This is a genomic window from Butyrivibrio sp. NATIVEDY162, from assembly GCF_045999815.1.
GTDB lineage: Bacteria > Bacillota > Clostridia > Lachnospirales > Lachnospiraceae > Butyrivibrio.
In genome coordinates this window covers 173113-186924 of sequence record NZ_CP172573.1, presented here as the reverse complement: position 1 = coordinate 186924, position 13812 = coordinate 173113, and the positions used below count along the sequence as shown (strand labels likewise).

14 protein-coding genes are annotated in these 13812 nt (G+C 40.8%); 2 read left to right on the top strand and 12 right to left on the bottom strand.

Annotation, left to right across the window (positions count from 1 at the left end):
* Positions 1-6: 6 nt before the first annotated feature.
* The 12 genes from ACHCNF_RS00685 to ACHCNF_RS00630 form a co-directional block, all read right to left on the bottom strand.
* A complete protein-coding gene (locus tag ACHCNF_RS00685) occupies positions 7-495 on the bottom strand; it encodes a hypothetical protein (protein ID WP_408070883.1) in 489 nt (162 codons plus the stop codon).
* Between the two features lie 96 nt (positions 496-591).
* Positions 592-1398 (bottom strand): class B sortase, encoded by an 807-nt coding sequence (locus ACHCNF_RS00680; protein ID WP_408070882.1) that lies wholly within the window; start codon positions 1396-1398, stop codon positions 592-594.
* Positions 1399-1695: 297 nt separating this feature from the next.
* Positions 1696-2859: a pectin acetylesterase-family hydrolase gene (locus ACHCNF_RS00675; RefSeq protein WP_408070881.1), complete on the bottom strand. Its 1164-nt coding sequence runs from the start codon at positions 2857-2859 to the stop codon at positions 1696-1698.
* A gap of 27 nt (positions 2860-2886) precedes the next feature.
* On the bottom strand, positions 2887-3606 hold the full coding sequence (locus ACHCNF_RS00670; RefSeq protein ID WP_408070880.1) for a DUF6320 domain-containing protein: 720 nt from the start codon (positions 3604-3606) through the stop codon (positions 2887-2889).
* On the bottom strand, positions 3607-4908 hold the full coding sequence (locus tag ACHCNF_RS00665) for a hypothetical protein (RefSeq protein WP_408070879.1): 1302 nt from the start codon (positions 4906-4908) through the stop codon (positions 3607-3609).
* 18 nt (positions 4909-4926) lie between these two features.
* A complete protein-coding gene (locus tag ACHCNF_RS00660; protein ID WP_408070878.1) occupies positions 4927-7611 on the bottom strand; it encodes a right-handed parallel beta-helix repeat-containing protein in 2685 nt (894 codons plus the stop codon).
* 171 nt (positions 7612-7782) lie between these two features.
* Positions 7783-8934, bottom strand: coding sequence for a GGDEF domain-containing protein (locus tag ACHCNF_RS00655; protein WP_408070877.1), 1152 nt, complete (start codon positions 8932-8934; stop codon positions 7783-7785).
* A gap of 114 nt (positions 8935-9048) precedes the next feature.
* A complete protein-coding gene (locus ACHCNF_RS00650) occupies positions 9049-9321 on the bottom strand; it encodes a hypothetical protein (protein WP_408070876.1) in 273 nt (90 codons plus the stop codon).
* Between the two features lie 137 nt (positions 9322-9458).
* Positions 9459-10157 (bottom strand): YggS family pyridoxal phosphate-dependent enzyme, encoded by a 699-nt coding sequence (locus tag ACHCNF_RS00645; RefSeq protein ID WP_408070875.1) that lies wholly within the window; start codon positions 10155-10157, stop codon positions 9459-9461.
* A gap of 36 nt (positions 10158-10193) precedes the next feature.
* The gene (locus ACHCNF_RS00640; protein WP_408070874.1) at positions 10194-10802 is read right to left on the bottom strand and encodes an NUDIX hydrolase; all 609 of its coding nucleotides are present in this window, start codon (positions 10800-10802) and stop codon (positions 10194-10196) included.
* Between the two features lie 53 nt (positions 10803-10855).
* On the bottom strand, positions 10856-11452 hold the full coding sequence (locus tag ACHCNF_RS00635) for a manganese efflux pump MntP (protein ID WP_408070873.1): 597 nt from the start codon (positions 11450-11452) through the stop codon (positions 10856-10858).
* A 30-nt stretch (positions 11453-11482) separates the two neighbouring features.
* A complete protein-coding gene (locus tag ACHCNF_RS00630; RefSeq protein WP_408070872.1) occupies positions 11483-12592 on the bottom strand; it encodes a cation diffusion facilitator family transporter in 1110 nt (369 codons plus the stop codon).
* Between the two features lie 138 nt (positions 12593-12730).
* On the opposite strand from ACHCNF_RS00630, the gene ACHCNF_RS00625 reads away from it, so the two are divergent.
* Together ACHCNF_RS00625 and ACHCNF_RS00620 are read left to right on the top strand one after the other, a co-directional pair.
* Positions 12731-12985 carry a DUF6465 family protein gene (locus ACHCNF_RS00625; protein ID WP_408070871.1) on the top strand — a complete coding sequence of 85 codons (255 nt, stop codon included), beginning with the start codon at positions 12731-12733 and terminating at the stop codon, positions 12983-12985.
* A gap of 24 nt (positions 12986-13009) precedes the next feature.
* On the top strand, positions 13010-13774 hold the full coding sequence (locus ACHCNF_RS00620) for a ParA family protein (RefSeq protein WP_408070870.1): 765 nt from the start codon (positions 13010-13012) through the stop codon (positions 13772-13774).
* Positions 13775-13812 lie beyond the last annotated feature (38 nt).

Sequence of the window (13812 nt, the reverse complement as noted above, 5' to 3'; positions counted from 1 at the left end):
ATACAATTATGCATCTTTTCCAATACGTCCCTTGGCAAGAATCAATGTAAGAAATACCGAAAAGCTTGCGAGCATGGCTATAAAGGTATACATGATCCTGTCATCATCTCCTGTCCTGGGAAGGTCTGTTGTCGTTGATGCAGTGGTAGGAGTGATAGTTGTTCCTGTGCTTGCCTCACTTGATGCTGTTGCTGCTGCAGTATTTGTAGAGGAAGCATTATTTGCAGCAGTAGATGCTGCTGTAGTGGGAGCTCTCGAAGCAGATGAGCCTGCAGTGGAGCTTGGGGTAGTTCCTGAAGTTGAGGAAGCCGCATCAGCAGCACTTCCCTCCTGAGTGTAATCGACATTTTTTGAATCGGATTCTTCTTTTAAAAGTCCTGCGTCATAATTGTCCTTTATATCCACAGTCACGGCCTCTGCTCTTATGGTTGAAACCGGCGTTGCAACAAGCATACAGCATATAGGTAAAACCAGCAGCATCTTCATACTCTTCATATATATCACCATGCCTTTCTTAGCTTACTCACTTATTTAACTCTATTGTTCAACTTCTATTAAGATCTTCTGTTAAACTCTTTTTATTAAGCTCCCTTATCCTACTCTCTTTGCAACCACCAGAAGCCTTCCGTTTTTCATAGTGTAGTCGCAGGTAGAAAGCGTCAGAAGCTGATCTCCAAAGGTTGCAGTTGCTGCAATCTGATGCATTGACCTCGCTTTCAGATTAGCAACATAAGTGTCAAAGGTTTCCTTATCATTTATATGTATATAATCGGCGTAGTTAAAGCCGTTTTTCTCTCCGTTAGCAGTTGTATCAACCACAGCTATAACTTCATAGAATCGTTGCTCATCAGGTGTATCCAGCTCAACAGCCTGATGTTTTCTTAAATAAGCATCTTCCTTATAGTACTTCAGCGTTCCGAAAAGGGCTCCTGATTTCATATTATGTCCATGAATCAGCAGATGATTATCTGACAAATCAAAGCTGCATCTCTTATCCAGTACCAGTAATCCGTTTCTGTCATTGTTTCCAAAAAAGTCATGTTGGAGATAATAGTCATTATCGCCCTCCCTGTACATAACAGGATAATCTATCTCCGATCCATTAATGCGAAGCCATCCCGCAAGGTCCTTATTTTTCTTATATAGATATTCAATTTTAAGGGAAACAAGATTTGTGTTCTGCTCTTCGCCTGATTCATTTTTCGCATCCATAACAGCTTTGGAATTAGATACCGAAACAGCCGCCATGGCCTGAACCTTTCTCATGTTGGAGCTGCTAACCTGCTCCTGATAAATCTCGACAGCAAAAACACCTGTCATCACCAAAAAGGTAATGCAGGATAATGCAAGCACAGTATTTAAAATTGTCTTTTTTATCTTCCCCCTACGCCTTCGCATAAGCAAAATCCCCATACCAGGTTATATTTTTACAAAGAGTATTTCGGCATAAATGTCCCAAAAGTTTAGGATGGATATATCTCCATCCCCAAAAAAGTGGCAGCCGATATCTAAGAAAAACAAGCGAGCATAACGAGCAAGCACCGGAGGAACGATGGATTCCAAGGCATAGAACTCAAACATGCTTTGGGCGGCATATATACAAACTTCCCCTGCTTTAATAGCCTCGCCAGCAGACGAAATGGGGCTGGCAGGGAGTTTTATGTGGGTAGTAGTTTTAGTTAATGATAATGCAGATCAGTCCAGGAGGAGCTTCATTCCGACATCGTAGACATTGCCATTGACTGCATCGAACAGCCATCTGGCCATGGTGACATCGTCCTGTGAAAGCCTTGTAAAATACGGCTCTCTCACGGCAGTATGAACAGTGCCGCCCTTAGTTATAAGCGGGACAACCCAATTATTTATATACATGCCAAAGGATGGTGTCAGACGCTTTAGTTCTTTTACCATTTCCTTAAGCTGTTCATAATAAGCGTCCTGCACATCAGAATCTGTTTTATAGGTCTTGTTAGTAATGTCATTATAGTATGCCGTAAGAACATAATCCCTTGTTGAGCTTGAGTAGAGATATCTTATGCTGTCACCATACTTTGCAAAAAGATTCCTGTACCAACTAAGTGTTATGTTGTCAGATTTTATGGCGTCACAGATTTCTTTTGGTGCTTTCCACACATTTCTGGCAGTGTATTCCCACTTGGAATACAATAAAAGTGCACTGTCCGATAATACGGTCACATCCTTCACATGAGGATACCAGACACTTAGAATCTCATCGGTAAGGGCAGGCACAGCAAAAGCACCGGCACTGTTGCCGGCAATGAGAAGCTTTACCGGATTAGGAAAAAGACTCTCAGAAACACCCATTGCTTCTATGAAGTTTTGGTAACCGTGAAAATGAAGGACATGCTGTTCCTTGTCCTCACCCTCATAAGGGAAATCATTGTTTCCTATATGAAAGTCACCGGTAGCATAGGCAATATCGATAATGCTCCAGTCTCTGAAAGGATTGTCGTTATCCTTTAGATTCATAATGCCCATATCAATATTCATTATCTGAGTAAAGGGTCTTAAGTTATCCCAATAATAGTTTGGAAGATCGGCAGCCATCTTGCCACCTGTGATAGGTCTTGCGGCAGTGTACTCATTATAAGCTACTCCGCCGCCTGAAAAGAAAACGCAAAGTTTCTCAGGATCCCCCAGCTTCACATAAACATGATATTCTGAGCCGTCCCCTGATTTTCCCTTGGGCATTATGACCCTGTACCAGGTATTATCCTCAGGATCTTCCGGAAGCTCCGGCGCAATAAGGTCAAAATCAACAATAGTTTTACCTATTGAATTTTCAACAAAATCTCCCAGATGCTGAAGTCTTAAATTTCGCCTCTCTTTGTAGTCCATACTACTCCCCTCATCCTATACGAAATCCTAAACATTAAACATACGTGATGTGGCACTTCGAAGCTCCCTGAATCTGAACAAAAGAGTAGCTACAAGTGCAATGGCAAAGCCTGCCATGACAAACACCGCCGCATACGGAAGATTATTCTCACCGTTTTTGATAAATATTATCTGCAAAAATGCCATTACCGCGTCAATTATTATATAAATAATATATTCTTCAAATCTCAGCTTCATAAGCTTGGCTATAATCCAGGTAAGAACCGTATGCCCAACCAGACAAAACGGGATCATCCATATAACACTCCACCCATAAAAACCGGTTCTCTTATCAATATAGTAATCGACTATAATCGCCACTATCACTTCCACTGTAAGGACCTTCAGGATATTATAGCGATATCTCATTATCGCAAGTATATCGAGCCATAACACAATACTTCCGAGAACAAACATACCAACCCAGGTCACAGAATCACCAAAAAGATATTTAAGAGCTGCTCCCATTACGATGATAACAGCAAGCAAAAAAGTACATATTTTCACAAAGGTGACACCACTGATCCTGCGCTCCGGAAGAGTAGGATATGGTTCATCACCTTCCTCTGTAAACTCCTCGATGTTGTACATTTTTTCATCGATTCCCGTTCTTAATACATCCTTTTTATCAAGTACTCTTCCCTCGCACAAAGGACAGCAGGTTTTATTTCCCCTTATAACTATTTTACATTTTGGGCAATAATGCATTTACTTACTCTCCTTTGTTTTCTTTTCATGAAGCGGAACATCGAAATCGTTGGTACTAAGCTCTACTCCAAGCCCTTGCGCAGTAAGCCTTCTGCAGAGGTTAAGCATGGTGGGATGTGAAGTAAATGCTGAACACTCACCAAAAACCATCTTGTCAGCAAAGCTGCAGATAGTTATCTGTTCCTTCGATGCCGTCATAAACGCTGAAAATCTGTCTATAAACGGGGTTACTTCTGAAGGCATTTTGATCAGTCCCATATTGGATATAGATGTGGTCACACCCTTTTTGGCTGCTGCATCAAAACGGCCGATAGCATAATCCTTTATAAAAAGAGGCACTACCTTTATAGCAATATTGTGTTCAAGAGCTGCATAGGAATTCATGGTCTCGTTCACTCTTGTAGGCTCAAGCTGTTGCTTAAAAGCATCATCAACCTCCTCGATAATACTTTCCATAGTGCCGTCGTAGTCAAATGGATCGAATTTAATGCTGATAACGCCAAAAAAGTTTCTCGCAGTAAATGACTTGAAATATTGCCTCAGATTAACCGGAACACTGACCACTATAGGTTTTTTCATCTGCGCTGCCGACATGGTATCAATAACAGCGCCTATATAAATTGAAGTGCTCAGAATTCCTACCGTTGTACCGTATTTCAGTGCAAGCTCCTTAAAACCATTGGCTGAAACACAGGCTTCAACTATATGTGATTCATTGTTGCTGTCTATTTCACCATGTAATTGATATGCATTATTTCTTGCGAGAGTTTTAAGCTGTTTAAGTCCTTTTTGCTTTTTATAAAAATGTGTAAAGGCGTCATTATTTCTCTCAGCTATAGAAGCTACCTCTGTGTCGAAAAAGCTTGCGTCAACATGAAAATCATGCGCTATCTCAAGGTACCTTGTTATCATACGTCTGAAAAACATAAAGGCACCGGTTCCGTCTGCCAGCACATGGAACATCTCTATACTGATTCTCTTTTTATAATAAAAAACTCTATATAAAAGATTCTTTTTGCCGGGTAGATAAAGAGGGCTGCAGGCAGGCAGATGCTCCTCCTCTACAGTGCAGTCCAGGTTACTGTCCTCAAGGTAGTACCAGAAAAGTCCTCTCCTGAGTATGCAGTTAAAGAAAGGGTATTCGACTATAGACTCGTCAAGTGCCCTCTGTAAAATGACAGGATCAACCTCCTCAAACAGTTCGCAGGATATACGAAAAACACGTGTATTGGCTCCGCGAACCGTTGAGGGAATGATCTTTGCCGCATTATCAAGTTTGTACCAGTTTGAACTTCTTTCCATTATATTTTGTTTACTCTGTCACAGATTCTCTACAGTCTCTGCAACCGGCTCAATAGGGGATGTCTTAACTCTGTAAATAACATCCTCAAGTGAGATAAATTTTTTCTCCTGTATGAATTTTAAATATTTAGGTGTAAGTCGCATGGTTATCCGTGGTTCCAGAGCTTTATTTACCCTGGAGCTTATAGTCTTGCATGCATCCACAGGGTCGTGGGTCATACTCTTACTAAGCACGCACAGCAGGGTTCCGACAGTCTGAACCAGTCCGCTCATATTTGGATCATTGCTCACATCCACTGACTGAAGCGAATTTACACTCCATCTTTTCCTCTCAGAGTATATACCATATTCGCAATCCACCTCAACAAGCTTCTGAGTTTTTAGATCGCGCAGCCATGCAGTATTACCTCTGACGAAAATATCCTGAACCTGGAAAAGAGTTCCATTATAAGGGAAGGTAATGCTCTCACAGCCGGTTATGGTGACATCTGCCTGGACTCTCGTGATCTCATCTTCCTTCTCGGAAGACTCCCAACTGCCCTCACCCTCGGGACCGCTCTCAAAACTGCTAAAGTCCCGGACCATGGGCTCATCTTCTCTCATGTCCTTTTGTGATATTCTTTTTCTGGCTCTGCCCTCAAGCCTCTCCTTTGAGTGATAATATATCGTTCTTCCGCTCATGGTTGGCATTGCCACCGTAAATCGGTCTCCGGCACCTTCCTCAAAGGGACCGCAGAGTGGATGAATACTCCTTTTTCTTCCAAAGTAATCCGTATCAAAAAGAAGTTCCGTCCCATCCCTGTTTTCAAAGCGCTGCTCAGGTTCAAAAGCCTCCCCCAATACTACAGAAGATATCATCCGTGACATATTTCTGGGAAGATATTCATAGAGATTGGTATGAAGCCTGAAATTACCATCTTCCTCTGAAACCATGATCTTTACAGTATGATTTTTTTCAACATAAGCCGAGAACTCGGTATCGCAGGGAAGCGCTCCGTTAAAGTATGCATTTCCACCGGTATATACAGGCAGATGGTCATAATATCTGTCATTAGGTCCGTCTTCCCACCTGATTGAAGGATCCGGAGGCAAAGTTGCAAAGTACTGTTCCCTTGTGGGATATCCATCGTAAGGCTTTGTTCCGCAGATAAAATTGATCAGAGACAACGACTCCTGACCTGTTTCATGTGCATAGTCTCTTAAGTCCTGCCTTATTTCCTTCTGCACAAAAATATTATTGTAGAATCTCGCATCACCATGGAGGATAGTCATAAATCCTGCGATTTTGGTAGAATGCGGCACATGATAAGGAGTATATCTGCAGCTTTGGAATTTCTTACCGCCATTATCTGTTCCCTGTCCGACATATGAAAATGAGCCACCTATCAGATTATGTACAAGGGCTATTCCCTGTGTACTGATCCTGCAGGAAATATCAGACAAAAGTATGTTGTGGTCTATTGTCGTAGGGCCGTGTGAAACCTCTACAAAAATATCTTCTCCAAGCGCCAGTCCATCCGCAATCTCTGTTCCAACAGGCGGAGTATTATCATGGAAAAAGTTCTGGGAAACCCTTGTCCCCTGAGCCTGCCAGTCAAGCCATAATCCTCTGGTGCAATTATGAATGTGATTTCTTCTGATAAGAACATCAATTGCAGCATGAAGCTTGATTCCACCAATCTCAGCGCCTTCAAGGTTGTGCTTATTATTTATTCTGTAAATATGGTTATCTTCTATTGTACTGAAAATAGCACCCAGATGTCCCACAATACCGGTCTGACCACAATCATGAATCTCACATCTTCTGACAATATGTGAGCCGATATTTTCCTTATCCCAGCCTTCATTAACTGCCCTGCAAACAGCATCTCTCTCTGTCTGAGTTCCATCCTTAATGTAGGTTTGTGTCCATTTGTTATTATTGCCGCTCTGATAATATTTACCGAGGGATATTCCGGCACATTTGGACTCGGAAATCTCACAGTCCTCAATGATCCATCCCTTAGCCCAGTGTGGTCCTATAAGTCCATCCTGATAAGCAGTGGGTGGAGCCCACTGTGTAGCTGCCTGTCTCATGGCAAAGCCTGATACGGTTATGTAATTGATTCCGTCCGTAAGCGGCATAAAACAGTTTCTTCGAACGCTTATCTCCACTTCTTCTTCGTTGGGATTTTTCCCGTGAAAATTGGCAAAAATGACAGTGTCATTCATCTCCTGTGCTGCGTACCAGGTATATACACTAAATTCCGGATCCCATGAAGTCATTTTCTTAACAGGGTTTTCAACCTCATCAAGCGATGATACCTCATACATTGATTTGCCGTTTAAAAATACATCTCCGGTGTGATTTACAGATTTTCCCCAGTACCAGTCTCCCTCAACAGGAGTAGCAAAGGGATTATAGTCACCAAATATATTATTTGGAACGTTAACCTTATAAACATCCCCCTTAAAAGGTTCCCACTCCCTTATGAGCTCTGCACCTGTAATGACAGCACCCTGCGGCTCGGTAGTACAATAAACTATCGGGTTATCCTTAGTGCCACTGTGTACAGGATGAACATACTCTCTGTAAATACCCGGCGCAACTATTACAACATCTCCGGGCTGCGCAATGTCAGCAGCTTCCTGAATAAAGCGGAATGGATGAATCCTTGTTCCGTCGCCACTTCGAACTACGCTCTGTGAAACATAAATCTGCATGGCAATACCCCCATAATTAAAAAATATTATATATAGATTATAGCAAATAAGACTGCCAAAATCATTATAGGCAGTCTTATCATCCTACTATTTATTCTACGCAAATCCAAAAACTTACCACGCCTTAGAAAAGCACTGGTGCTTATTAAAGATGTGGTAAGTTTTTATATCTTATCTGTTTCTCTCATGCTTCATATGGTAAAGGTCTGTGTCAGCTCTTGCTATCAGAGAGGGAATTGGTACCGGTGCGGAGTAGTCATATTCGGCAATTCCCACGCAAACAGAGAGATCATAAGGCGCACCTGCCTTTTCATTTAACATACGCACATTTGAACGTATTTTATCAGACAGCCAGTTAACCTCTCCCTTGTACTCAGTCTCCGCTATGATAATAAATTCATCTCCGCCAAACCTTGATACAAAGAACCTGTTCCTGTGTGCCTGACAAGCTTCTTTCATAGCTGTAGCTACTCTGATAAGGGCCTTGTCGCCCTCGACATGACCATATGTATCATTAATCTCTTTAAAATGGTCAACATCGATTATCATAAGGTAAAGTGATAGTCCCGGTGTAGGCGTCTTGATTTTTTTCATAAGATAGCGCTGAAGCTGATGTCTGTTGTTGACCTGAGTAAGTGAATCCATTGAGACAAGGTTCTCTATTGATGTCAGGTACACCAGAAGCACAGAGAGCGTCGCCCCGTAACACATTATCGGAATCTTGATAAATATAGCCTGAAGCGCTCCGCAGGTCACAGGCAAAATCGGGAAAATTCCTATAACAAAAAATAAGCTGTTATCAAGATAGCGCTCCTGCGTATAAACTCTGTAAAATCCCATAACCGATGAGTAGAACATATATCCGCCGGGAATCATCAACAGTACTGCATAAAGAGGTCCGTATACAAGTGTATTGGTATTATCGAAATAAAAAATGACACCATTAAAGGACCCAAAAACTATCAAAGCGATTGCTACAAACATGGGAATCGCACTTTTAACCCTCACAGATTTGGAGGTAATGCTTTTGTTCTGACGAAGAAGCTCACAGTAAACAAACCACCAATAGCCGCACCCCACGAGAAATCCATATGGAATGATGGTTGCCACATACATTCCATATTTTGATGCCGGAAAAACGCCACATTCAAAAAATATCCATATGGCATCCGACAAAAAGTACCCCATCATTACGACTATCATTCGTCTAATTACTATTGTTGAAAACTGGCGATCAATGCCTTGATTTATTTTTATGAGAATAAGCCCCAATATAAGCATGCAGGCTATATTAGCCTCTGCGTAGTAAAATACTTCAGTCACTTGAAGCCCCCCCCGAAACGTCATTTTATTTTTTCGCGGTTAAACGATGAAAACTATTTTATCACGAACAAAGAACTTAAACTTAAGAGATCTCAAATTTTATAAAAATTTTATTTATGCACCGCTAGCCACCGCTTTAAGCGCTTCAAATTCCGATTCAAACACACCGCCCATCTTTTCAAGTTCATCCCAGGTGTACCATGATCCCGAGAGTTGTATGCCATTAACCGAAACATCGGTTACCACTACCATGAACGGTCTATGATTAATCACAATATAAGCGGTCCTGTTAATGGCAAGAGGTGCAACAAAAACATGACCGGTATCTATCAGATGATTAATCTGATCCAATGTGAGATTTTTCGTTAGCGGCATTGTTCTAAGCATCAGACAGCTCCGAAATTTAATTTGACTCAATTAACCACAAAAGCCCTATATTTATTCTAAAGTTCAAGCGATATATTATCAATAAAATGAATATGAAAAATTGGTAAAATCGTTATCAGAAATCAGCTAAAATCCACTTATTTTTTTGAATAATCTCTTTCACCAAATATTCCTGTTCCAACCCGAACAAATGTAGCCCCCTCTTCTATGGCTACCTCATAATCACCTGTCATACCCATCGAAAGAGTGTCAAGCTGTGTACCTTCAATATTTTCCTTTTTCAGAGCCTCCATAAGCTCGTAAAGCCCTTTAAAATATACCCTGTTAGATTCCGGATCTTCGGTATATGGCGCTATAGTCATAAGACCTCTTACGCGTACATGGGGAAAGGCCGCAATTTTCTTTACAAATTCCGGTGTCTCTTCAGGTGTAAGTCCGAATTTAGTGTCCTCGCCTGCCATATTAACCTCACAGAGAACATCCATGACAAGGTCATTTTTAGCAGACTGTTTTTCTATTTCCTCAGCAAGGCTAAGCTTATCAACCGAATGTATCATATCAACTTTTCCCGGAAGATATTTAACTTTATTAGTCTGCAGATGTCCTATCATATGCCAGTGAAGAGGTTCCTTTATCTCCTCAGTCTTATCTCTTATTTCCTGAACCTTATTTTCTCCAAAAACAGTTATTCCGCAGTCCATAGCCTCTCTGATATCAGATACCGGCTTGGTTTTACTTACAGCTATAAGTGTTACCTCATCTCTGTTTCTTCCTGCACGCTTGCAGGCTGCCTGTATATTTTTCTCTACTTCAAGTAAATTCTCTTTTATTGACATCTTTGCTCCTTCTGTAATAACGGTTACGATTTACGGTCAGATATTTAAGAATGCAAACGGATCCTCATCATGCAAAAAATGTTGAAGCTGATATGCTGCAAGGATAGCAACATGCTCTTCTTTGAGGATTCGTCTCACCTCATCCCTATCAGCAATCACAACCTGAATCTCCTCGCTCATTTCCTGATACTTATCGGAAATCTCACCATCTGCATAGCCAAATACCATCGCCACAGATTCATCTGTCATACCAACTGATGAAAAACGTGGGAGTTCATACATTGGATCCGGCTTAAGCGGATGAAAGGTAAGGCCCGTTTCTTCAAAGAGTTCTCTGACTGCAGCCTCTCTGTAGTCTTCTCCGGGCTCACAAAGACCTGCAGGAAACTCATATATATATGTGTTTATAGGATATCGGTATTGCCGTACAAGTACCACCTTATCCTTATTTTCCCCATACAGGGCATATATTGATACACCATCAGCCACATTTTTTCCGGTGGTTATCATAAGATCATCCTTGGTCTTAGATCTTGATGCCACAAAGTAATTGGAATGATGTCCCTTTTTATTCTCTCCTTCAACATGAAAAAGATTAACAAACTTATTTTCAGTAAGCTGTTCCAAAGAATTAATTGTTGCCATTACATTTTCTCCCTGTCACTTTAGCTGCCAAAATATGGTCATTAGCAGAATTCTCAGATTCCAAAAAAACCTTTAACAAATATTTCGATTCCGATGCCTATCAGAATTATACCGCCTACAATTGTAGCTCTTCCTGCAAGCTTAATTCCGACTTTTCTTCCAAGGTGAAGTCCAATCCTGCAGATTATGAAAGTTACCGCTCCAATTATCAGAGCAGCAATCAGTGCTTCCACCGTATCATATTCGGAAATGGTAAAGCCAACAGAAAGCGCATCTATCGCTGTAGCTATTCCCTGAATCATGAGAAGTCTGAAAGTCAGAGGCTCCTTTTCAACAGGTTCGTCACTCTTTTGCTCTTTTATCCCCTCTACGAGCATTTTCCCGCCGATATACAAAAGAAGGAATAATGCGATCCATGGAATACATGCTTGAAACTGAGTGAACAAAGTGGCTATTGTATGAACACATACCCACCCTATCATGGGCATAACAAACTGAAATCCGGCGAATGTACCGGCTATCATATTCTTCCTGCCCTGCTTCATATGGGGATCAGCTATGGCATTGGCTATGGATACGGAAAATGCATCCATTGCAAGGCCTATACCAAGCAAAACAGAATTACTTATAAGAAATACTAAGTTTGGCATTTTAATGCTCCTAAAGCTAATTTTATAAATTTACATATCACTGTCATTATGGATATCTATGGTATATTCCGGATAGCTCTCGGTAAGATGCATTCTGGCGTGATCAATTATTGCATCGGGATACGGACTGTCAAAGGCTATTATAATATCAAGATCTATAATCTTTTTGTCCTTATCTATGTGAATCCCATGAACCTGCAAAATACCGTCTATGTGCTCAAGTCGTCGTATTATCTCCTCACGCATATCATTGGTTTCACTGTCAACAACGCAGATACCAATGGCACTTAGAATAACATTATATGCTTCCAGAATTTCATCCTTTATATAATGTGTGATCGTATAAATGTTATTTGCTGTCATATTGCTGTCGACATCAATAACAACAGAACCAATAAAGCGGTCCGGTCCGTAATTATGAAGCACAAGATCATGAACGTCAAGTACATCATTAAATCGACCGATGTATTCTTTTATATTCCTAGCAAGCTCCCTGTCTGCACGCCTTCCCAATATATCCTTCATGTCATCTATCAGAAGTTCAAAGCCGGCCTTAACGATCCAGAATGAAATAAAAAGGCTGACAAATGCATCGATATGAATATTAAGAAATATTGCAAGTAAAGCCGACAAAAGTACCGCAACTGAAACCACACAGTCATTTATGGCATCCTGTCCGGATGCAACAAGCGCAGGAGATTTAAGTTCACGTCCGCGCATCATCACAAAGGTCCCGAGAAAGCATTTGGCCGCTATTGTTATCATCAGAATAAGAACTGTATAAAATGTAAATTTTGTATCGATGGGATTAATGATTTTTTTCACAGACTCTATACCTGCTGTTGCACCGGCATAGATAATGATAACCGCTACAATTACAGCGCTTATGTATTCTATCCTTCCATGTCCCATGGGGTGATCTTCATCCGGGCGCTTTTCAGACAGCTTAAGTCCTATTATCGTTATAACCGAACTCACAACATCAGTAAGATTATTAAGCGCATCCAGAAGCATGGCAATAGAACCTGCTATCAATCCGAAAACAGCCTTAATAATTACCAGTGCTATATTTACAGCTATCCCGATAGCAGACGTCTCACTTATTTTTCTATTCCTGATTACAAACCTGTTATCTTCCATAAAGACATTATACAGCGAAGGAAAAAAATTTGAACATTATAAAACTATATTTCAAAATATAATTAGATATTTTTTCGCATAATGCAATATGGTAAAATATCTCTCATAGGTTCGCTATGAAAAAAGGGGGAATAAAAAATGGCCAGAAAAAGCAGCGTAAAAAGAGCTCTTGAAGCAACAGGAAGCTTTGCCAGTGCTCAGAAAAATATTGTAGTCCAGTTCCAAAACAAGGACCGTAATACCGATGATCTATTGAAGCAGATCAAGGAAGATGCCCTTTCCAAGGGCGTTTCGGAGGCTGACTTTGAAAAGGTTGATGTTTATATCAAACCTGAGGAGCAGAAAGTATTCTACGTTGTAAATGAAAAAATCAATGGCAGCATTGATTTTTAATTCATAGTTTCAGGAGGAGGATAAATGTCTACAATATTTGTAGTAGCCAATCAAAAAGGCGGTATCGGAAAAAGTACAACAGCAACAAATCTTGCCGGAATTCTTCAAAAGAAGGCAAAAACTCTTTTAATAGATGCTGATCCGCAGTGCAACAGCACCAGCACCTATGACGCTCAGATAGAGGACGTCGCTACTCTCTATGACGTAATCATAGATTCTGATAAGCTTCCCATTTCCGAGGCAATTCAGCATACTGAAAACGGTGATATAGTCGCATCCGATCCTCTGCTTGTAAAGGCAGAAAAAATGCTTGATGGTGATCTTGAAGGTTTTTACCGTTTAAAGGATGCGCTCGACGAATTACATGATTATGAATATATAGTGATAGATACTGCTCCCTCACTTAATATCATTCTCTACAACTGTCTTATCGCAGCTGATAAGGTTATCATTCCTGTCACAGCAGATTCATATGCTATGCAGGGAATACAGCAGCTCCACGACACGATCATGTCTGTAAAAAAACGTCAAAACCAAAATCTGTCAATCGCAGGCCTGTTGCTTGTAAGATACTCAGGTCGTTCAAACCTTGAGCGTGAGACACGTGACAATATTGAGAAGGTCGCAAAGCAGATGGATACCAGACTTTTCAAAACTGTCATCCGCGAATGTGTTAAGACAAAGGAAGCTCAGGAAGCAAAGAAGCTTCTCATAGACTATGCTCCAAAGTGCAATACATGTGTCGACTATGTTGATTTTGCAAAAGAGCTTTTAAAGAAATCAAAATAAGATAAAGAATTTACACCTGAATATTTAAGAGCCGCAAA